The sequence below is a fragment of the Streptomyces sp. NBC_00386 genome (assembly GCF_036063235.1).
Taxonomy (GTDB): domain Bacteria; phylum Actinomycetota; class Actinomycetes; order Streptomycetales; family Streptomycetaceae; genus Streptomyces.
In genome coordinates, this window is record NZ_CP107950.1 from 380,072 (window position 1) to 404,138 (window position 24,067).

Annotated in this window: 1 protein-coding gene and 1 pseudogene; both read right to left on the bottom strand. The window is 73.2% G+C overall.

What is annotated here, in order from left to right:
* Window positions 1-3: 3 nt before the first annotated feature.
* The gene (locus tag OG780_RS01525; RefSeq protein ID WP_328443829.1) at window positions 4-18,489 is read right to left on the bottom strand and encodes a type I polyketide synthase; all 18,486 of its coding nucleotides are present in this window, start codon (window positions 18,487-18,489) and stop codon (window positions 4-6) included.
* Between the two features lie 34 nt (window positions 18,490-18,523).
* Window positions 18,524-24,004 (bottom strand): annotated as a pseudogene (locus OG780_RS01530) (SDR family NAD(P)-dependent oxidoreductase); the annotation flags it as partial.
* Window positions 24,005-24,067 lie beyond the last annotated feature (63 nt).

Below are 24,067 nucleotides of genomic sequence, written 5' to 3' on the forward strand. Positions count from 1 at the left end.
GAACTAGGAAATTTCTAGATCTTGATCGATCAGATCGAAGATGTCGTCGATCGTCGCGTCCTGGAGCTGTCGCTGCGCGTCGGCGGATTCCGCGCCTTGCTCTCCGGCGGAATTCACCAGGGACAGCAGTTCCTGCAGCCGCCTCCGCACCCCCGACCGGACCGTCTCCTCGGCCGAGGCGGCCGTCGAGATCACCGACTCCAGCCGGTCGAGCTCGCTGAAGACCGACACCTCCTCCGGGCCCGTCTCGCCGGTAAGTTCGCTCCGCAGGTGGCGGGCGATCGCCTCGGGCGTCGGGTGGTCGAAGACCAGCGTCGCGGGCAGGGTCAGGCCGGTGTCGGCAGTGAGCAGGTTGCGCAGCTCCACCGCGGTCAGGGAGTCGAAGCCGAGGTCCCGGAACGCCAGGTCCGGTTCCACCGCCGCGGATCCGCTGTGGCCCAGTACTGCCGACGCGTGCGCGCACACCGTGTCCACGAGCAGGCGTTGCTGTTCGCCTTCGGACAGCGTGGACAGCTTCGCCTTGAGCGCGGACGGCTCCGCGGTCTGCTCGGCGGGCTCCTCCGCGAGGGCGTCCCTGACCTCGGGCAGGTCGCTCAGCAGCGCGCTCGGCCTGCCGACGGTGAACGGGACGACGAACCGCTCCCAGTCCACGTCGGCCACGGTGACCGTGCCGTCCCCGCCGCTCAGCGCACCGTGCAGCGCGGAGATCGCCCGGTCCGGCCGCAGCACGGTCAGGCCGCGCTGTCGCAGCCGCTCTTCGTCCCCGGCGTCGGCGACCATGCCTCCCTGGCCCCACGGGCCCCAGGCGATCGCGGTCGCGGTGAGGCCCCGGGCCCGCCGGTACTGCGCCAGGCCGTCGAGGAAGGCGTTCGCGGCCGAATACGCGGCCTGCCCGCCGCCTCCCCACACACCGGAGATGGAGGAGAAGAGGACGAAGGCGTCCAGCTCCTGATCGCCGAGCAGTTCGTGGAGGTGCGCGGCCCCCACGGCCTTTGCGGCGACCGTCGCCGCGAAGTCGCCGAGGCTCGTCTCGGCGAGCATGCCCGCCTCGGCGGTGCCGGCCGTGTGGACGACGGCGTTCACCGGGTGCTCGGCGAGCAGCGCCGCCACCGCGTCGCGGTCGGCGACATCGCACACGGCGAGGGTGACGCGCGCTCCCAGCTCCTCCAGTTCGTCCTTGAGGCGGGTGGCACCGGGCGCGTCGGCACCGCGGCGGCCGGTGAGCACCAGGTGCTCCGCACCGGCACCGGCGAGCCAGCGGGCCACGTGCCCGCCCAGCGCACCCGTACCACCGGTGATCAGCACCGTGCCGCGCGGCGACCACGAACGGTCGCTCCGGACTGCGGGCAGACGCGACAGGCGCCGTGCGAACACCCCGTGGTCGCGGATCGCGACCTGGTCCTCAGCCGACTGGCCGAGCACCGCGACGAGGCGGCCGGCGACCCGGTCGTCGACCGTGCCGGGAAGGTCGACGAGACCGCCCCAGCGCCGCGAGTGCTCCAGCGCCACCACCCTGCCCAGACCCCAGACCAGGGACTGGTACGGGTCCGCCGCCTCGTCGGCGGAGTTCACGCCCACCGCGTTCCGGGTCGCGCACCACAGCGGGGCGCCGATGCCCGTGTCGCCCAGGGCCTGGACGAGCAGCACGGACAGCGTGACACCGACGGGCATAGCGGCGGCCTGCGGGGCGGCCTCGCCGTCGACGGCGAGCAGCGACAGGACACCCGCCACGGTCTCGTCCCCGGCCGCTCGGGCGAGTTGCGCGGTCAGGTCCTCACGGCCGGTGGCCGGCTCGACCGGGACCGGCAGCGGGGCCAGGCCCCGCTCGGTCAGCGCGCGGAGGCAGGCGGCGACCCAGTCCTCGCCGAGCTGCGCGGCGCTGACCGGAACCAGCCATATGCCGTTCCGGGCAGGGTCCTCCGGGGAGGGGTCGGGTATCGCTTTCCAGGTGACGCCGTAGCGCCAGCCGTCCACGGTGGACTGCTCCTTGCGCTGCCGCCGCCACGACGACAGCCTCGGCAGCACGTCGCTGAACGCGTCCCCTGCCCCGATGTCGAGCGTCTCGGCGAGGGACTGCAGGTCCTCGCGCTCGACGGTCTCCCAGAACTCCGCGTCCAACGGATCCACCGCCGGGGCGGCGGCAGCGGTTTCCGGGGCGTCGACCCAGTACCGCTCGCGCTGGAAGGCATAGGTCGGCAGGTCGGTCTTCCGCGCACCGGCGAAGAACGAGCTCCAGCCCACGGACACGCCGTGCACGTGCAGTTCGGCGAGCGCCGTGAGGAGTGCCTGCCGCTCGGGGCGGTCGGCTCGGAGTACGGGGACGGTGACGATGTCGTCCGCACAGCCCTGCGCCAGGGCACTGAGGACGCCGCCGGGGCCGACCTCGACGAACGTGGTCACGCCCAGGCCGTGCAGGGTCCCGACGCCATCGGCGAAGCGGACCGCCTCACGGACGTGCCGGACCCAGTACTCAGGGGCGTAGGCCTCGACGAGCTGACCCGTGAGGTTGGAGACCACCGGAATCTTCGGCTGACTGAACGTCAGACCGCGGACGACCTCGGCGAAATCCTCCAGCATCGGGTCCATCAACGGCGAGTGGAACGCGTGACTGACCCTCAACCGAGATGTTTTGCGGCCCTGTTGAGAGAAGACCTCAGTGATCTCCAGCACGGCACCCTCGGCACCGGAGACCACCACCGACGAGGGGCCGTTGACCGCGGCGATCCCGACCTCGTCGGTCAGATGCGGCAGCACCTCGTCCTCGGTGGCTTGCACCGCCACCATCGCGCCGCCGACGGGTAACGCCTGCATCAACACGGCACGCGCCGACACCAGTCGCACGGCGTCGTCCAACGACAGCACCCCGGCCACATGCGCGGCAGCGATCTCACCGACCGAATGACCGGCCACGTAATCCGGCCGCACACCCCACGATTCAAGGAGACGGAACAACGCCACCTCCACCGCGAAGAGCGCGGGCTGGGCACACCCGGTCTGATGCAGCGCCTCGACGTCGACGTCGACCGGCGCGTCCAGACGCGCACACACCTCGTCGTACGCATCGGCGAAAACGGGGAACGCCCCGTACAACTCACGCCCCATACCGATCCGCTGCGAACCCTGACCCGAGAACAGAAAACCGACCTTGCCTCCCGGCCGACCCTGGATGACTCCGGGCGACGGCGTTCCGGCTGCCAGGCGTTCCAGTCCGCGGCGGAAGTCGTCACAGCTCTCGCCGATGACGGCCGCCCTGTGGCGCAGGGTGCTCCGGGTGGTGGCCAGCGAGAAGCCGACATCGGCCGGTGACGTGCCGTCCTCCACGAAGTCCAGCAGCCGTCGTGCCTGGTCGCGCAGAGCATCGCGGGTCTTGGCGGAGAGCACCCACGGCAGGAGTGCCGGGGCCGGAACGGCTGTGGCCTCTTCGGCCGGGGCCGGCGGGGCCTGTTCGATGATGGTGTGCGCGTTGGTGCCGCTGACGCCGAAGGACGAGATCGCGGCACGGCGCGGGCGGTCCGACTCGGGCCAGTCGACGGCCTCGGTCAGCAACCGGACATCACCGGCCGACCAGTCCACGTGCGGCGTCGGCTCATCGGCGTGCAGGGTCCGCGGCAGCGCGCCGTGGCGCATCGCCATGACCATCTTGATGATGCCGCCGACGCCCGCCGCGGCCTGGGCGTGACCGATGTTGGACTTCAACGAGCCCAGCCACAAAGGCTGTTCACGCTCTTGCCCATAGGTCGCCAGCAGCGCCTGCGCCTCGATCGGGTCGCCCAGCCTCGTGCCCGTACCGTGCGCCTCCACCGCGTCGACATCAGCGGTGGTGAGGCCCGCGGAGGTGAGTGCCTGCCGGATGACCCGCTGCTGCGCGGGACCGTTCGGCGCGGTCAGACCGTTGGACGCGCCGTCCTGGTTGACCGCGCTCCCCCGCACGACGGCCAGCACCCGGTGGCCATTGCGCTCCGCGTCGGACAGCCGCTCCACCAGCAGCATGCCGACACCCTCCGCCCAGCCCGTGCCGTCGGCACCGGCACCGAACGCCTTGCACCGCCCGTCGGGCGACAGCCCGCGCTGCCGGCTGAACTCCACGAAGGCACGCGGGGTGGACATGACCATTACGCCCCCGGCCAGCGCCATGGAACACTCGCCGTTGCGGAGGGCCTGGACCGCCCAATGCAGGGCCACGAGCGACGACGAGCAGGCGGTGTCGACCGTGACGGCCGGTCCTTCCAGACCGAGGGTGTAGGCGATACGGCCGGACATGATGCTCGCCGAGTTGCCCGTGCCGAAGAAGCCCTCGGAGTCGTCGATCGCGTGGAAGGCCTGGGCGGCGTAGTCCTGGTAGCCGGAGCCGACGAAGACTCCGGTACGGCTGCCGCGCACCGACTCCGCGTCGATGCCGGCGCGCTCGAACGTCTCCCACGTGGTCTCCAGCAACAGCCGTTGCTGCGGATCCATCGCCACGGCCTCACGCGGGCTGATCCCGAAGAACCCCGGGTCGAACTCCCCCGCGTCGTAGAGGAATCCACCGCGGCGCGTGTACGTCTTGCCGGACGCGTCCGGGTCCGGGTCGTAGATGTCCTCCACGTCCCAGCCGCGGTCCGCCGGGAACTCGCCGACCGCGTCGCCGCCGGAGACCACCAACTGCCACAGGTCCTCCGGCGAACGCACCCCGCCCGGATACCGGCACGCCATACCGACGATCGCGATGGGGTCGTCGTCCTCGGCGGGCGCGGCGGCGGCTTCCGGTGAGGCCGCGATGGTGAGGCCGGTGAGCTCGGTGCGCAGCTGCCGGGCGAGTGCCTGGGCGTTGGGGTGGTCGAAGACCAGCGTGGGCGGCAGTGCGAGGCCGGTCTCGGCGTTGAGCTTGTTGCGCAGTTCGACGGCGGTCAGGGAGTCGAAGCCCAGGTCCTTGAAGGCACGGTCGGCCTCGACCTCGCCGGCGCTGTTGTGACCGAGGACGGCCGCCGCGTGTGTGCGGACGAGGTCGACCAGCAGCGCGTGCTGCTCGGTCTCGGGCATCCCGGTGAGGCGGTCGGCCAAGAGGGAGGTGGCGGCCGTGCCGGGCCCGCCGGCGGTGCTGCCCGCGGTGAGGATCCGCTCGGCCTCCGGGAGGTCGCCGAGCAGGGCGCTCGGGCGGCCCAGGGTGAACGGGGGCAGGAACCGCTCCCAGTCGATGTCGGCCACCGTGGCGGTCGCCTCGCCGGATTCCAGCGCCTGCCGGAGGCCGGCCACGGCGAGCGTGGCGGGCATCGGGATCAGGCCGCGGCGGCGCAGTCGTTCGTCCGCGCCGTCGGCTTCGGCCATGCCGCCGCCGGCCCACGGGCCCCAGGCCACGGAGGTCGCCGGCAGGCCTTGGGCCCGGCGGCGTTCGGCGAGTCCGTCGAGCAGGGCGTTGGCCGCCGCGTAGGCGGCCTGATGGCCGCTTCCCCACACGCCGGCGATGGATGAGAAGAGGACGAAGGCGTCGAGTTCCCGGTCGGCGAGGAGCGCGTCGAGGTGCAGGGCGCCGGTTGCCTTGGCGGACAGCACGTCGGCGAAGGAGCCCGGTGTCATGGCCTCCAGCGGCTCCAAGTGGTCCGCGCCCGCCGTGTGGACGACGGCGTTCACCGGGTGCTCGGCGAGCAGCGCGGCCAGCGCCTCACGGTCGGCGACGTCGCACGCGGCGACGGTGACCCGGACACCGGTCGCCTCCAGCTCTGCGAGGAGACCGGCCGCGCCCGGCGCGTCGAGGCCGCGGCGGCCGGCGAGCACCAGGTGTTCGGCACCGGCACCGGCGAGCCAGCGGGCCACGTGCCCGCCCAACGCACCCGTACCACCGGTGATCAGCACCGTGCCGCGCGGCGACCACCGCTGCCCGGCCCGGGTGTTCCTGCGGGCGGCGGTGTGGGACAGCCGGCGGCCGAACACGCCGCGGGCGCGGATCGCGATCTGGTCCTCGACCGGCTGGTCCTCGACTGACTGGCCGAGCACCGCGGCGAGTCGGTCGGCGACCCGGTCGTCGACCGTGTCCGGGAGGTCGATCAGACCGCCCCAGCGCGGCGCGTGCTCCAGCGCGGCGACCCGGCCGAGGCCCCAGACGGCATTCTGAGTGGCGCTCGGCACCATGTCCGCACGGCCGGTGAACATGGCGGACCGGGTCAGCGCCCACAGCGGAGCGTCGATGCCGGCGTCGCCCAGGGCCTGGACGAGCGCGAGGGACAGCGCGATGCCGACGGAGAGAGCCGGGTGTCCGCTGTGGGGACGCTCGTCGGTGCCGAGCAGGGAGATCACCCCGTCGACCGTGGTCTCCCGGACGGTGTCGCCGAGCTGCCGCAGCAGTGCGCCGCGGTCGGCGGCCGGGTCGACCGCCACCCGGACCAGCCGGGCCCCGCGGGCGGCGAGCCCGTCGGCGACGGCGGCGGTCCACTCGACAGCCTCGGCGTCCGCGGTGTCCTCGGTGACCAGGAACAGCCAGTCGCCCGGCAGTTCGTGCGCTCGGAGGCCGCTGAGTGGTTTCCAGCCCGTGCGGTAGGACCAGCCTTCCACGGCGGACTCCCGGCGCTGCTGTCGCCGCCACGCGGACAGCCGGGGCAGCACCGCGTCCAACTGCTCGGCGGGCAGGTCGAGGGTGGCGGCGAGGGACTGGGTGTCCTCGCGCTCCACCGTCGCCCAGAACCCGGCCTCCACGGCGTCGGTTCCCGCGACGGCGGCAGCCGTGGGCGTGGTGGTCTCCAGCCAGTACCGCCGGTGCTGGAAGGCGTAGGTGGGCAGGTCGGCGCGCCGGGCGCCGCGGCCGGCGAAGAACGCCTGCCAGTCGACGGGAACACCGTGCACGTGGAGTTGCGCGAGGGCGCCGGTGATCGCCTCGGGTTCGGGGCTGCCGGACCGTGCGGAGGGAACGGTGACCGCGCCGTCCAGGCAGCCCTGGGCCATGGCGCTCAGCACCGCACCGGGGCCGGTCTCCACGAACGTGGTCACGCCCAGCCCGGCCAGGGTCCGGATGCCGTCGGCGAAGCGCACGGCCTCGCGGGCGTGCCGGACCCAGTAGTCCGGTGTGTACGCGTCGATGAGCTCACCGGTGAGGTTCGAGACGACCGGTGTCCGGGGTGTCTCGAAGCGCAGACCGCCGACGACGCGGGCGAAGTCCGCCAGCACGGGGTCCATCAGCGGTGAGTGGAACGCGTGGCTCACGGTGAGCCGGGAGGTCTTGCGGCCCTCCCGGGCGAAGTGGTCCGCGACGGCGGCCACTGCGTCCTCGGCTCCGGAGACCACGACGGACTGCGGGCCGTTGACCGCCGCGATGTCGGCGTCGTCGGTGAGCTGCGGCAGCACCTCGTCCTCGGTGGCCTGGACGGCGATCATCGCCCCGCCGGCGGGCAGGGCCTGCATCAGCGCGGCACGAGCCGTCACCAGTGCGGCCGCGTCCTCCATCGACAGGGCCCCGGCCACGTGGGCGGCCGCGATCTCGCCCACGGAGTGCCCGGCCAGGAAGTCCGGCCGCACACCCCACGATTCGAGCAGGCGGTACACGGCGACCTCGTGCGCGAACAGCGCCGGCTGGGTGAAGACGGTGCGGTTCAGCTCCTCGCCGTCCTCGTGACCGTTCTCGCCGAAGGCCACGTCCCGCAGCGGCCGGTCGAGGTGCCGGTCGAGGTGGGCGCACACCTCGTCGTACGCCTCCGCGAAGACCGGGAACGCCTCGTACAGTTCCCGCCCCATACCGATGCGCTGCGAGCCCTGCCCGGAGAACAGGAACCCGACCTGACCGGCGCCGGCACGGCCGAGAGCGACGCCGGGAGCGGGCGCCCCCGAAGCCAGGGCCCGCAGGCCCTCGGCGATCCGGCCCTGGTCGGCACCGACCACGGCGGCGCGGTGCTCCAGGGCGGTCCGGGTGGTGGCCAGCGAGAAGCCGACGTCGGTGAGGGACGGTTCGGCGCCGTCGGCCGTAAGGGACAGCAGGCGCTCGGCCTGGGCGCGCAGCGCGGCCTCGGACTTGCCGGACAGGACCCACGGTACGGCCGGCGAGGCGACCTCGACCGGTGCGACGGCGGCCGGTTCGGCCGGCGGGGCCTGCTCGATGATGGTGTGCGCGTTGGTGCCGCTGACACCGAACGACGAGATCGCGGCACGGCGCGGACGGTCCGTCTCCGGCCAGCCGACGGCCTCGGCCAGCAGCCGCACCGCGCCCGCCGACCAGTCCACGTGCGGCGTCGGCTCATCGGCGTGCAGGGTCCGCGGCAGGACACCGTGGCGCATCGCCATCACCATCTTGATCACACCGGCCACGCCGGACGCCGCCTGGGCGTGACCGATGTTGGACTTCAGCGAGCCGAGCCACAGCGGCCGGTCCTCCGGGCGTTCCCGGCCGTACGTGGCGAGCAGCGCCTGCGCCTCGATCGGGTCACCCAGAGCGGTGCCCGTGCCGTGTGCCTCCACCGCGTCGACATCAGCCTCGGTGAGCCCGGCGGAGGCCAGGGCCTGGCGGATGACCCGCTGCTGCGCGGGGCCGTTCGGCGCGGTCAGCCCGTTGGACGCCCCGTCCTGGTTCACGGCGCTGCCCCGTACCACCGCCAACACCTGGTGCCCGTTGCGGCGGGCGTCGGACAGCCGCTCCACGAGCACCACGCCCACGCCCTCCGCCCAGCCGGTGCCGTCGGCGCCGGCGCCGAACGCCTTGCACCGTCCGTCGGGGGCCAGCCCGCGCTGGCGGCTGAACTCCACGAACGCGGCCGGTACGGCCATGACGTTCACCCCGCCCGCGACGGCCATCGTGCTCTCGCCGCTCCGCAGCGACTGGATGGCCAGGTGCAGGGCGACCAGGGACGACGAGCACGCCGTGTCGATCGTGACGGCCGGGCCCTCCAGGCCGAACGAGTAGGCCACGCGCCCGGAGACGACGCTCGCGGCGCTGCCGGTGAGCATGTGGCCCTCGACGCCTTCCGGGACCTGCTGAAGGCCCGCGCCGTAGCCCTGGTAGGACATGCCGACGAACACGCCGGTGCGGCTGCCCTTCAGGGAGGCCGGATCGATGCCGGCCCGCTCGAAGGCCTCCCACGAGGCCTCCAGCAGCAGGCGCTGCTGCGGGTCCATCGCCAGCGCCTCACGCGGCGAGATCCCGAACAGCGCGGCGTCGAAGTCGCCGGCGTCGTAGAGGAAGCCGCCGTCGCGCGCGTAGGTCTTGCCGGGGGTGCCCGGGTCGGGGTCGTAGAGGTCCTCGACGTCCCAGCCGCGGTCCTCGGGGAAGCCGGAGATCGCGTCGCCGCCGGACGTCACGAGCTGCCACAGGTCTTCGGGCGAGCCGACGCCACCGGGAAGGCGGCAGCTCATGGCCACGATCGCGATGGGTTCGTCGCCGACGGCGGCCGTGCGCTGCTCCTGCGGCACGGCGCCCTGCGAACCGAGCAGTTCGGCACGCAGGAACCGGGCCAGAGCCGTGGCGTTGGGGTGGTCGAAGACCAGCGTGGTGGGCAGCTTCAGGCCGGTGTCGGCCGTGAGCTTGTTGCGCAGTTCGACGGCGGTGAGCGAGTCGAAGCCGAGGTCGTTGAACGCCCGGCCGGGCTCCACCGCCGCGGCATCGTCGTGGCCGAGCACGGCGGCCGCGTGCGTACGGACGAGGTCCACCAGCGTGCGGTCCTGCTCGCCCGCCGACAGCCCGGCCAGCTTCGCGGCGAGCGCGTTGCCGGCTTCGGCGCCGCCGGCGGTCGGTGCCTCCAGGGCTCGGCGCGCCTCGGGCACATCGGAGAACAGAGCGCTGGGGCGGATGACCGTGAACGGGCCGATGAACCGCTCCCACTCGAAGTCCGCGACGGTGAGGGCGGTCTCGCCCTGGGCCAGCGCCTGTTGGAGCACGGAGACCGCGAGGGCGGGCCGCATGGGCGGCAGACCGCGGCGGCGCAGCATCTCCTCTCCGTCGCCGACGCCGGCCATGCCGCCCTCGGCCCAGCCGCCCCAGGAGACGGCGAGCGCGGTGCGCCCATGTGCCCGCCGGTACTCGGCGAGGGCGTCCAGGTAGGCGTTGGCCGCCGAGTAGGCGCCCTGGCCGGCGCCGCCCCAGATGCCGGCGCCCGAGGAGAACATGACGAACGCGTCGAGCTCCTGACCGGCCAGCAGTTCGTCCAGGTGCGTGGCACCTGCGGCCTTGGCCACCACCGTGTCGGCGAACCCGGCCGGATCGGAGTCCTCGATCATGACGTGGTCGCCGACGCCGGCGGCGTGGACGACGGCATTGACGGGATGCTCGGCCAACAGCGCCCGCAGGGCGTCACGGTCGGCCGCGTCACAGGCCACGACGGTCGCGGCCGCGCCGAGCTCCTCCAGCTCCGCGACGAGCTCCGCGGCGCCGGGCGCCGCGGGGCCTCGGCGGCTGGTGAGCACGAGGTGTTCGGCACCGGCACCGGCGAGCCAGCGGGCCACGTGCCCGCCCAACGCACCCGTACCACCGGTGATCAGCACCGTGCCGCGCGGCGACCACTCCTGGGCGGGGCCGGTGGCGCGGGCGGCCCGGACGAGCCGGCGCCCGAAGAGGCCCGAGGCTCGGACCGCCACCTGGTCCTCGGCCGTCTGGCCGAGGACGGCGGCCACGCGGGCCGCGGCGCGGGCGTCCAGCAGATCCGGAAGGTCGAGCAGTCCACCCCAGCGCTGCGGGTGTTCCAGCGCCGCCGCCCGGCCGAAGCCCCACACCTGCGACTGCAGCGGGCGGTCCACGCGGTCGGAGCGACCGGTGGCCACCGCGCCGCGCGTGGCGCACCACAGCGGGACGTCGACGCCCGCGTCACCGAGCGCCTGCACGAGGCAGAGGGTCGCCGCGAGGCCGTGCGACAGGCCGGGGTGGCCTGCCGAGGCGCTCTCGTCCTCGGCGAGCAGGGACAGCACGCCGGTCAGCGGGCCGACGCCGGCCAGCTCGCCGGCCAGCGTCCCGCGGTCGGTGCCGGGACCGGCGACGAGCGTCACCAGTTCCAGGCCGCGCTCGCCGAGCGCAGTACGGACCGAGGCGGTCCACTCGCTCTCGTCGGCCACGACGAGCAGCCAGGTCCCGGACGCGCCGGGCCGAGGAAGCGGGCCGAGTGGCTTCCATGTGACGCGGTAGCGCCAGCCGTCGACCACGGACTGCTCGCGGCGCTGACGGCGCCACGCGGACAGCCTGGGCAGGAGCGCGCTCAGCGAGGCGTCCGCGCCGACGCCCAGGATCGCGGCGAGGGTCTCCGCGTCCTCGCGTTCCACGCTGTCCCAGAAGCCGGAGTCCGCCGCGTCGACCAGGGTGCCGGCGGCGGTCAGGTCCTCGTCCCCCTCCCCGTCCAGCCAGAAGCGCTCGCGCTGGAAGGCGTAGGTGGGCAGGGTGACGCGGTGAGCGCCGGGGAAGAGGACCTGCCAGTCCAAGGAGGCGCCGTGCACGTGCAGTTCGGCGAGCGCGGTGAGGAGGGCCTGCCGCTCGGGGCGGTCGGCTCGGAGTACGGGGATGGTGACGATGTCGTCCGCGCAGCCCTGCACCATGCCGCTCAAAACACCGCCGGGGCCGATCTCCACGAACGTGGTCACGCCCAGGTCGCCGAGGGTCTCGATGCCGTCGGCGAAGCGCACCGCTTCGCGCACGTGCCGCACCCAGTACTCGGGGGTGTACGGCTCGGTCAGGCGGCCGGTGAGGTTCGAGACCACCGGGATCCGCGGCTCACAGAACGTCAGACCGCGGACGACCTCGGCGAACTCCTCCAGCATCGGGTCCATCAACGGCGAGTGGAACGCGTGACTGACCCTCAACCGAGATGTTTTGCGGCCCTGTTGGACGAAGACCTCGGCGATCTCCAGCACAGCATCCTCGGCTCCGGAGATCACAACGGACTGCGGTCCGTTGAGTGCCGCGATGCCGACGTCGTCGGTCAGGTGCGGCAGCACTTCCTCCTCGGTGGCCTGGACCGCGACCATGGCACCGCCGACGGGCAGGGCCTGCATCAGCGCGGCACGCGCGGACACCAGCTTCGCGGCGTCGTCCAGCGACAGCACCCCAGCCACATGAGCGGCCGCGATCTCACCGACCGAGTGACCGGCCACGTAGTCCGGGTGGATGCCCCACGATTCGAGAAGCCGGAACAGCGCCACCTCGACCGCAAAGAGCGCGGGCTGGGCACACCCGGTCTGATGCAGCGCCTCGGCGTCGATATCGACCGGCGCGTCCAGACGCGCACACACCTCGTCATACGCATCGGCGAACGCAGGGAACGCCCCGTACAACTCACGCCCCATACCGATCCGCTGCGAACCCTGACCCGAGAACAGGAAACCGACCTTGCCCTCGGGACGGATTCGTCCCAGCGTCACGTTCGCCGCCGGTTGGCCGGCGGCGAGGGCGGTGAGGGCTTGCCGGAGCTTGTCCGGGCCCTCTGCCAGGAGCACCGCGCGGTCCTCGAACGTCTCGCGGGAGGCCAGGGAGAGGCCGATGTCGGAAGCCGTCCAGCCGTCGTTCGCGTCGAGGTGGCCGGCCAGCCGGGCCGCCTGGGCACGCAGCGCCGACCCGCCCTTGCCCGACAGCACCCATGGCACGAGCGCGCCGGAGTCGGGCGTATGAGGCAACTCCGCCGTGGCGGGGGCCTGTTCGATGATGGTGTGCGCGTTGGTGCCGCTGACACCGAAGGACGAGATCGCGGCACGGCGCGGGCGGTCCGACTCCGGCCAGTCGACGGCCTCGGTCAGCAACCGGACATCACCGGCCGACCAGTCCACGTGCGGCGTCGGCTCATCGGCGTGCAGGGTCCGCGGGAGCACTCCGTGGCGCATCGCCATGACCATCTTGATCACACCGGCGACACCCGCCGCGGCCTGCGTGTGACCGATGTTGGACTTCAACGAGCCGAGCAGGAGGGGTCGTTCACGCTCCTGTCCATAGGTCGCAAGGAGCGCCTGCGCCTCGATCGGGTCACCCAGCCTCGTGCCCGTACCGTGCGCCTCGACGACATCCACATCGCCCGGAGCGAGCCCGGCGGAGGCTAGGGCCTGCCGGATGACCCGCTGCTGCGCCGGACCGTTCGGCGCGGTCAGCCCGTTGGACGCCCCATCCTGGTTCACCGCGCTGCCCCGTACCACCGCCAACACCTGGTGCCCGTTGCGGCGGGCGTCGGACAGCCGCTCCACGAGCACCACGCCCACGCCCTCCGCCCAGCCGGTGCCGTCGGCGTCCGCGCCGAACGCCCTGCAGCGCCCGTCGGGCGACAGACCACGCTGGCGGCTGAACTCCACGAAAACGCTCGGACTGGCCATGACGGTGACGCCGCCGGCCAGCGCCATCGTGCTCTCGCCGTTGCGCAGCGACTGGATGGCCAGGTGCAGGGCGACCAGGGACGACGAGCACGCCGTGTCGATCGTGACGGCGGGCCCTTCGAGTCCGAAGGTGTAGGCCACCCGGCCCGAGACGACGCTGGACGCGCCGCCGACGAGCCGGTGTCCTTCGACGCCTTCCGGCGCGCGGCGCACATCGGCTCCGTAGCCCTGGTAGGCCATGCCGACGAAGACGCCGGTCCGGCTGCCGCGCAGCTGCGCGGGGGCGATCCCGGCCCGCTCGAAGGCCTCCCACGAGGCCTCCAGCAGCAGGCGTTGCTGCGGGTCCATCGCCAGGGCCTCACGCGGAGAGATCCCGAAGAAGCCGGCGTCGAAGTCGGTGGCGCCATAAAGGAAGCCGCCGTCGCGCGCGTACGTCTTGCCGGGGCGGTCGGGGTCGGGGTCGTAGAGGGCCTCGACGTCCCAGCCGCGGTTCGACGGGAACGCGGAGACGGCGTCGCCGCCGGACGTCACCAGGTCCCACAGGGCCTCGGGCGAGTCGACGCCGCCGGGCAGGTAGCAGCTCATCGCCACGATGGCGATGGGCTCGTCGTCGGCGGCCGCGTGCCGCTCCTGCTCCACGGCGGCCTTCGATCCGAACAGCTCGCTCTGCAGGAAGCGGGCGAGCGCCGTGGCGTTGGGGTGGTCGAAGACCAGCGTGGGCGGCAGCGCGAGACCGGTCGCCGTGTTCACCTTGTTGCGGAGTTCGACGGCGGTCAGGGAGTCAAAGCCGAGGTCCTTGAACGCCCGGTCGGGCTCGACCTCCGCCGCCGAGGAGTGGCCCAGGACGGCCGCGACGTGCGCGCGGACCAGGTCAATCAGTCTCTCCGTGCGCTCGGCCTCCGGCAGCCCGGCGAGCCGGGCCGCCAGGGGCGCGGCGCCGGTGGCGGCGCCGGCCGGTGCGGCGGTGCCGACGCGGCGTACCTCGGGCAACTCGGACAGCAGGGCGCTCGGGCGACTGAGGGTGAACGGTCCGATGAACCGTTCCCAGTCGATGTCGGCCACGACGACCGCGGTGTCGTCGCAGTCCAGGGCGCGCTGGACCGCGGTCACGGCGAGTGCGGCGGGCAGGGTGACGACGCCGCGGCGGCGCAGGTGCTCCTCGTCGGCGTCGGTGACCATGCCGCCGTCGGCCCACGGGCCCCAGGCGATCGCGGTGGCGGCCAGGCCCCGGGCCCTCCGCCGGGCGGCGAGCCCGTCGAGGAAGGCGTTGCCGGCCGCGTAGGCGGTCTGCAGTCCGCTGCCCCACACGCCGGCGATCGAGGAGAAGAGGACGAAGGCGTCCAGCTCACGGTCGCCGAGCAGTTCGTCCAGGTGTGCGGCGCCGCGGGCCTTCGCCGTCACCGTGCGGGCGAAGTCGGCCGGTGTCAGTTCGTCGAAGGGGGCTAACTGTTCCACGCCCGCGGCGTGGAAGACGGAGGTGAACGTGTGCTCGGCGAGCAGCGCCGCCACCGCGTCGCGGTCGGCGACATCGCACACGGCGAGGGTGACACGCGCGCCCAGCGCCTCCAGTTCGGCCTTGAGCGCGGTCGCGCCGGGCGCGTCGGCACCGCGGCGGCCGGCGAGCACCAGGTGCTCCGCACCGGCACCGGCGAGCCAGCGGGCCACGTGCCCGCCCAGCGCACCCGTACCACCGGTGATCAGCACCGTGCCGCGCGGCGACCACGGCCGGCCGGTGGCGCTTCGGGCGTGGGCGAGCCGGGCGGTGAACACGCCGGTGGCGCGGACGGCGACCTGGTCCTCCTGGCCATCGCCCTCCTGGCCATCCGCAGCGCCGACTCCCTGGCTCAGTACGGCGGCGATGCGGCCGGCGGCACGCTCGTCGACAGCCGCCGGCAGGTCGATCAGGCCGCCCCAGCGCCGGGCGTGCTCCAGGGCCAGGGCACGGCCGAGGCCCCACACCTGGTTCTGCACCGCGCTGAGCGGTGCGTCGTCGGAGCGGCCGGTGGCGGCTGCGCCACGGGTGGCGCACCACAGCGGCGCGTCGACGCCCGCGTCGCCAAGTGCCTGGGCCAGGGCCACGGTCTGCGCGAAGCCCTGGGAGAGCGCGGGGTGCTCGGGCGAGGCGGTCTCGTCGGTCGCGAGCAGCGACAGGACGCCGTCGAGCGATCCGGCTTCGGCTGCGGCCCGGGTCAGCTCGTCGGCCAGGGACGCACGGTCGACGAAGGCACCGACCGTCAGCGGGATCAGACGCGCGCCGCGTCCGGCGAGGGCCGCGCGGACCGTGCCGGCCCACTCGTCGCCCTCGGGCGCGGCGAACAGCCATGTGCTGCCGGACAGGTCGCCTGCGGACAGGCCGTTCAGCGGTTGCCAGGCCAGTTGGTAGCGCCAGCCGTCCACGACGGACTGCTCGCGCCGCCGACCCCGCCAGGCCGACAACTTCGGTACTACGACGTTTAGTTCCTCGGGGCTCAGCCCCAGCGTGGCGGCGAGGGACTGGGCGTCCTCGCGCTCGACGCTCGCCCAGAACTCGGCGTCGACCGCGTCCGCGGCGGCTGTCTCGGCCTCGGGGGCATCGAGCCAGTAGCGCTGCTGCTGGAAGGCGTAGGTGGGCAGGTCGACGCGCCGGGCGCCCGGGAAGAAAGCCTGCCAGTCCACTTCGGCACCGCTGACGTGCAGTTCGGCGAGCGCGGTCACGACGGCCTGCTGCTCGGGGCGATCACCGCGCAGCACGGGCACGGCAACCACGTCGTCCACACAGCCCTGCGCCAGGGCGCTGAGGACACCGCCGGGGCCGATCTCCACGAACGTGGTCACACCCAGCTCGTGCAGGGTCCGTACGCCGTCGGCGAAGCGCACCGCCTCGCGGACGTGCCGGACCCAGTACTCGGGCGTGTACGGCTCGGCCAGGCGACCGGTGAGGTTGGAGACCACAGGAATCCGCGGCTCGTCGAAGGCCAGACGGCGAACGACCTGCGCGAACTCCTCCAGCATCGGGTCCATCAACGGCGAGTGGAACGCGTGACTGACCTTCAACCGGGAGGTCTTGCGGCCCTGTCGGGCGAAGACCTCGACGATCTCCAGCACAGCATCCTCGGCACCGGAGACCACGACCGACCGAGGCCCGTTGACCGCCGCGACACCGGCCTCGTCGGTCAGGTAGGGCAGTACCTCGTCCTCGGTCGCCTGGACCGCCACCATGGCGCCGCCCGCGGGCAGGGCCTGCATCAACGCGGCCCGCGCCGACACCAGCTTCGCCGCATCCGCGAGCGACAACACACCCGCCACATGAGCGGCCGCGATCTCACCCACCGAATGACCAGCCACATAATCCGGCCGGATGCCCCACGACTCCAGCAACCGGAACAGCGCCACCTCGACGGCGAACAACGCCGGTTGGGTGCAACCGGTCTGGTTCAACTCCTCCGCGTCGACATCGAGCGTGACGTCGAGATGGGCACAGATCTCGTCGTAGGCGGCGGCGAACGCCGGGAAGGCGTCGTAGAGGTCGCGGCCCATACCGACCCGCTGCGAACCCTGGCCCGAGAACAGGAACCCGGTCTTGTCGCCGCGGCGGGCCGCGTTGTGGACCACGGCCGCGGACGGGGTGTCGGACGCCAACGCCCGTACACCCTCCGTGAGTTCCTCCAGGCTCTCGCCGACGACGGCCGCCCTGCGGTCCCAGGCGGTGCGCGTCGTGGCGAGGGAGAAGCCGATGTCGGCCGGGGCGCTCCCGGGGCCGCTCCGGCCGTCTTCCAGGAAGGAGAGCAGGCGCTCCGCCTGGGCGCGCAGTGCCGCGTCGCTCTTCGCCGATAGCACCCACGGCAGCGCCCCGGCGGCCGGGTCCCCGGCCGGCTCGGCGGCGGGCTCCTCGTCGAGGGCCGGGGCCTGTTCGATGATCGTGTGCGCGTTGGTGCCGCTGACGCCGAAGGAAGAGACGGCGGCGCGGCGGGGGTGGTCCGACTCGGGCCACTGGACGGCCTCGGTCAGCAGCTTGACGCCGCCCCCCGACCAGTCGACCTGAGCGGTCGGCTCGTCCACGTGCAGCGTCTGCGGCAGGACGCCGTTGCGGATGGCCATCACCATCTTGATCACACCGGCGACACCCGCGGCGGCCTGCGTGTGGCCGATGTTGGACTTGATGGATCCCAGCCACAGCGGCCGGTCGCCCGAGTGCTCCTGGCCGTACGTGGCGAGCAGCGCCTCCGCCTCGATCGGGTCGCCGAGAGTAGTGGCCGTGCCGTGCGCCTCGACCGCGTCGACCTGAGAGGCGGTCAGGCGCGCGTTCTCCAGCGCCTGCCGGATCACGCGCTCCTGCGACGGGCCGTTCGGGGCCGTGAGGCCGTTGGAGGCGCCGTCCTGGTTGACGGCGCTGCCGCGGATGACGGCCAGCACGTCGTGGCCGAGCCGGCGGGCGTCGGACAACCGCTCCAGCAGGAGCACGCCGACGCCTTCGGACATGCCGGTGCCGTCGGCGGTCGAGGAGAACGCGCGGCAGCGGCCGTCGGGCGACAGGCCGCGCTGCGCACTGAACGCGATGAAGGTGTTCGGCGTGGCCATCACGGTCACGCCGCCGGCCAGGGCGAGCGAGCACTCGCCGCGGCGCAGCGCCTGGGCGGCCAGGTGGAGCGCCACCAGCGAGGACGAGCAGGCCGTGTCGACGGTGACCGCCGGACCTTCGAGGCCGAGGGCGTAGGAGATGCGGCCGGACACCACGGCGGCGGTGTTCGCAGTGACGAGGTGGGCCTCGATGTCGCTGTCGCCCTGCCGCTGGAGGTAGGCGTGGTCCTGGCCGTTGGTACCGACGAACACGCCGGCCCGGGTGCCGCGTGCGGTGACGGGGTCGATGCCCGCGCGTTCGAGGGCCTCCCAGGACGTCTGCAGGAGCAGCCGCTGCTGCGGGTCCATGACCTGGGCCTCGCGGGGGGAGATCCCGAAGAACGCGGGGTCGAACTCGCCGGCGTCGTGGAGGAAGCCGCCCTCGCGCACGTACGTGCGGCCCGTCCGCCCGGGCTCGGGGTCGTAGACCGTGCCCAGGTCCCAGCCGCGGTCGGTGGGGAACTCGGACAGACCGTCGCCGCCCGAGGCGACCAGTCGCCACAGGTCCTCGGGCGAGCCGACGCCGCCCGGGTAGCGGCAGGCCATCCCGACGACGGCGATGGGCTCGGTCTCCTTCGCCTCCAGCTCACCCAGCTGCCTGCGGGTCTGGCGCAGGTCCACCATCACGCGCTTGAGGTAATCCCTGAGCTTGTCGTCGTTCGACATCTTTTACGTCCTCGGTAGCAGTGCGTGAGATGAGTCAGTGGGACCCGAGCTCTTGGTCGATCAGGTCGAACATCTCGTCGTCGGTGGCGGCGTCGATCCGGTCGGGGCCGAAGTCGCGGTCGGGGCCGGGGCCGTGGCCGGCGTCGGCGGTGTTCGCCACGGCGTCCTGGTGGGTGTCGGTCCACTTCCAGAGCAGCGCCTTGAGCCGGGCGGTGACCTTGTCCCGCACCGCGTCCTGTGGGTCGAGCGCGGCGAGCTGCGCCTCCAGCCGGTCCAGTTCGCCGAGCACGGGTGGGGCCTCGGCGGTGAGGTCGAGCACCAGGGACTTGTGGAGGAGCCGGGCGATCGCGACGGGGTTGGGGTGGTCGAAGACCAGGGTGGGCTTGAGCCGGAGCCCGGTCGCGGCCTTGAGCCGGTTGCGCAGCTCCACGGCGGTCAGGGAGTCGAAGCCGATGTCCCGGAAGGCCGTGGTGGGCTCGATGCGGGCAGCGGTGGCGTGGCCGAGGGCGGCTGCCGCCTGATGGCGCACCAGGTCCAGCAGGACCTTCTCCTGGTCGGCCTCCGGTATCCCGGCGAGGCGGCGGGCCAGGGCGGGGGTCCGTGCGGCCGCGGTCTCGCAGGCCGCGGCGCCGGTGTCGCCGACGAGGCCGCGGAGGACGGCGGGCAGCATGTCGGCGCGGGCCATGGCGCGCAGTCCTGGAACGTCCAGCCGGACCGGCACGATCACCGGCCGGTCCACGGTGAGGGCGGCGTCGAACAGGGCCAGCCCCTCCGCCGGAGTGAAGGGCACGACTCCGGCCCGCCCCATCCGGTTGCGGTCGGCGTCGGTGATCCGGTCGCCCATGCCGCCGTTGTCCGTCCACAGGCCCCATGCCAGCGAGGTGCCGGGCAGGCCCGCGGCCCGGCGCTGCCGCGCCAGCCCGTCCAGGAAGGCGTTCGCAGCGGCGTAGCCCGCCGCGCCGGCGCTGCCCAGGACTCCGGCCAGGGAGGAGAAGAGCACGAACGCGGAGAGGTCCAGGTCCCGGGTCAGCTCGTGCAGGTGCAGCGCCCCGTCGGCCTTCGGCCGCAGCACGGTGTCCAGGCGCCCCGGCGTCAGGGCGGTGACCACGCCGTCGTCCAGGGCCGCCGCCGCGTGCACCACGGCCACGAGCGGGTGCTCGGCCGGGACAGAGGCCAGCAGTTCCGCGAGGGCGTCCCGGTCCCCGATGTCACAGGCGGCCACGTCTACGTGCGCGCCCAGTTCGGAGAGGGCGGCTACGAGTTCGCCGATGCCTTCGGCCGCGGGGCCCCGTCGGCTGGTCAGCAGCAGCCTCCGTGCGCCGCGTTCGGCGACGAGGTGCCGGGCGAGCGACCGTCCGAGGCCACCGGTCGCGCCGGTGAGCAGCACGGTCCCCTCGGGGTCCCATGCGTGAGCGGTGGGCTCCTCGGGCGGGGTGATCCGGGCGAGGCGCGGCACGTACAGCTTTCCGTCGCGCACCGCGGCCTGCGGTTCGTCCAGAGCGGCGAGGGCCGCGGCCAGCGCCGGGTCGAGGCCGCCATTCGTGACCGTGCCGCTGTTCGTGACCGAGTCGTCCGCGTCGACGAGCAGGAGCCGGTCCGGGTGCTCGGTCTGGGCCGACTTCACCAGACCGGAGACCGCGACGTGCGCGAGGTCCGGAGCTGTGCCGTCCGGCTCGACGGCCCCGCGCGTCATCACCACGAGCCGCGCGTCGGAGAACCGCTCGTCGGCGACCCACTCCTGGACGGCCGACAGCACATCGGCCAGCAGCCCGCGCGTCGCGGCGGCGGCATCGCCCTCGCTCGGGGCGCAGGGCAGGAGGACGTGGGCAGGCGTGGCCGCGCCGCCGTCGACCGCCCTGCGGAGCCCGTCGATGTCGGAGTGGGACCCCTCGTCGCCCAGGACCGCCCACGCGGCTTCGGGAGCGGTGGCGGGTGCGGGGGCGAAAGCCGCGGTGTGCTCGACCCAGTCGACCTCGAACATCCGGTCCTGGTGCGCCACGCGCGAGGCCAGCACCTGCTGCGGGGACATCGACCGTGTCCAGACGGACGCGACCGAGGCGACGGGAGAGCCGTCGGCGTCGGACAGTTCGATCGCCACCGCGTCGTCGGCGACGGGCCGGATGCGTATGCGTACGGCCCCGGGCCCCGGAGCGTGCACGGACATACCGCTCCAGGCGTGGGGCATGAGCACCTTGCCGGGGTCTTCGGCGCGGCTCGACGCCAGCATGCCGAGGGCGGCGTCCAGCAGTACGGGGTGCAGGACGTAGCGGTCCGCCCGGTCCCGCTCCGCGACGGCCAGTACGGCCTCGGCGTACAGCTCGTCCCCGGCACGCCAGGCGGCGCCCAGACCCGGACGGCCCTCGACGTCGACAGGTTCGGCACCCGTCGGCGGCCACATCGTCATGTCGAAATCCGGCGCCGGAGCGTTCCGGGTGAGCTCTCCGGTGACGTGGCAGACCCAGGGCTCGCCGGTGCCGTCGGCAGCGGGCCGACTGAAGACGCGCACGGAGCGCCGGTCGGGATCGTCGCCCGCACCGACCTGCACCTGGACGCGTACGGCGCCCTGTTCGGCCAGGACCAGCGGGGCGTCCACGTCCAGCTGTTCCAGGTGCGGGAACCCGGTCTGCCGTCCCGCGGACAGGGCGAGCTCCACGAACGCGGCGACCGGGAGCACCGGCACGCCGCCGACCGTGTGTTCCGCGGTCCAGGGCAGGTCGGCCGGGGACAGCCGACCGGTGAACAGCACGTCCCGCGTACCGGCGGTCTCCACCACCGCGCCGAGCAGGGCGTGGCCGGAGGAGTCCAGGCCCGCCGAGGAGACGTCGAGCGCGGCCGTGCCTTCGAGCCAGTAGCGCTCGCGCTGGAAGGCGTACGTGGGCAGGTCGACGTGCCGGGCGCCGGGGAACAGCCCCTGCCAGTCCGGGGAGACACCGTGCGCGTGGACCTGCCCGAGGGCGAGGGTGAGCGCCTGGGGTTCGGGACGGTCGGTACGCAGGGCGGGAACAGTGACGATGTCCGCGTCGTCGAGGCAGCCTTCGGCAAGGGCGCTCAGCACGCCGCCGGGGCCGATCTCCACGAACGTGGTCACACCCAGCTCGTGCAGGGTCCGCACACCGTCGGCGAAGCGGACCGCCTCACGGACGTGTCGCACCCAGTACTCGGGCGTGTACGGCTCGGCCAGGCGACCGGTGAGGTTCGAGACCACCGGAATCCGCGGCTCACCATAGGACAGCCCGCGAACGACCTGCGCGAACTCCCCCAGCATCGGATCCATCAACGGCGAATGGAACGCGTGACTGACCTTCAGACGGGATGTCCTACGACCCTGACCGGCGAAGACCTCACCGATGGCGACGACCGCGTCCTCCGCACCGGAAACCACGACCGACCGAGGCCCGTTGACCGCCGCGACGCCGGCCTCGTCGGTCAGGTAGGGCAGTACCTCGTCCTCGGTGGCCTGGACAGCGACCATGGCGCCGCCCGCGGGCAGGGCCTGCATCAACGCGGCCCGCGCCGACACCAGCTTCGCCGCGTCCTCGAGCGACAACACACCCGCCACATGAGCGGCCGCGATCTCACCCACCGAATGACCAGCCACATAATCCGGCCGGATGCCCCACATTTCGAGAAGCCGGAACAGGGCGACCTCGACAGCGAACAACGCCGGCTGCGTGCAACCCGTCTGGTTCAACTCATCCGCGTCGACATCGACCGGCGCATCCAGGAGCGCGCACACCTCGTCGTAGGCGGCGGCGAACACCGGGTACGCCGCGTACAGCTCGCGCCCCATTCCCAGCCGCTGCGAACCCTGGCCCGAGAACAGGAACCCGACCTTGCCCCGGTCGGCACCGGCGCGCCCCGTCACCATCTGTGCCGCGGGCTCGCCCGCCGCGAGGGCGGTCAGCCCCGCGCGCAACTCTGCCCCGTCCGCGCCGACGACCGCCGCCCGGTGCTCCAGCGCCGAGCGGGTGGCCGCCAGCGAGAACCCCACGTCGGCCGGGGACGCGGCCGCGAGGTCCACGGACGACAGCAGTCGTTGTGCCTGCTCCCGCAGCGCCTCCCCGGTCTTCGCGGAGAGTACCCACGGCACCACCGTGGTCCGGGCCCGCAGCAGTTCCTCGGCCACGCCCTCGCCTTCGGTCCTGTCGTCGGCCGGGTCCTCCGCCTCCGGTTCGGGCGCCTGCTCGACGATGACGTGCGCGTTGGTGCCGCTGATCCCGAACGACGAGATCCCGGCCCGGCGGGGGTGGTCGGTCTCCGGCCACGCGATCGCCTCGGTCAGCAGCTCGACCGAGCCGGCCGACCAGTCGACCTGCGGGGTCGGCCGGTCCACGTGGAGCGTCTTCGGCAGCACGCCGTGCTGCATCGCCAGCACCATCTTCATCACGCCGGCGACGCCCGCCGCGGCCTGTGTGTGGCCGATGTTGGACTTCAGCGAGCCGAACAGGAGCGGTCGTTCGCGCTCTTGTCCATAGGTCGCCAGCAGTGCCTGCGCCTCGATCGGGTCGCCGAGGTTCGTGCCCGTGCCGTGTGCTTCGACGGCGTCGACCTCCTCGGCGGACAGCCGGGCGCCGGCCAGCGCTTCGAGGATCACGCGCTGCTGCGAGGGGCCGTTGGGCGCGGTCAGGCCGTTGGACGCGCCGTCCTGGTTGACGGCGCTGCTCCGGACGACGGCGAGCACCTTGTGGCCGAGCCGGCGGGCGTCCCGCAGCCGCTCCACGAGCAGCAGGCCGACGCCTTCGGACCAGGACGCGCCGTCCGCGGCCGCCGCGAAGGACTTGCAGCGGCCGTCGGGGGCGAGTCCACGCTGGCGGCTGAACTCGACGAAGGCGCTTGGGCCCGCCATGACCGTCACGCCGCCGGCGAGCGCCATGGAGCACTCGCCGCCCCGCAGCGCCTGCACGGCGAGGTGCAGGGCGACGAGCGAGGACGAGCAGGCGGTGTCGACGGTGACCGCGGGGCCCTCGAACCCGAAGGTGTAGGCGATGCGCCCGGAGGCGACGCTGCCGGAGTTGCCGGTGCTCATCAGCCCCTCGACCCCCTCGGGGAGGACTCCGGGCGTGAAGCCGTAGTCGTGGTACATCAGGCCGGCGAAAACACCGGTGCGGCTGCCCTTGAGGCCGGCAGGGTCGATGCCCGCGTGCTCGAAGGCCTCCCAGGCGGTCTCCATCAGCAGCCGCTGCTGCGGGTCCATGGCCAGTGCCTCACGCGGCGAGATTCCGAAGAAGTCCGCGTCGAAGTCCGCCGCGTCGTGCAGGAAGCCGCCGTGCCGGGTGTAGACCTTGCCGGGCTGCTCGGGGTCGGGGTCGTAGAGCGCGTCGACGTCCCAGCCGCGGTCCTCGGGGAACTGCGAGATGGCGTCTTCGCCCTCGGCCAGCAGCCGCCACAGCTCCTCGGGGGAGCCGACGCCGCCGGGAAACCGGCAGCTCATGCCCACAATGGCGATCGGCTCCTGGTCGCGGGCCTCCAGCTCGCGCACGCGCCGCCGGACCTGGCGCAGGTCCGTGGTGGCCCGCTTGAGGTAGTCCCGGAGCTTGTCCTCGTTCATCATCGGTGTCGCCCGCCCCCTTTTGACCTG

Excerpts from the sequence above, each read along its gene's own strand:
- OG780_RS01525 (WP_328443829.1), bottom strand. The coding sequence starts at position 18,489 with ATGTCGAACGACGACAAGCTCAGGGATTACCTCAAGCGCGTGATGGTG.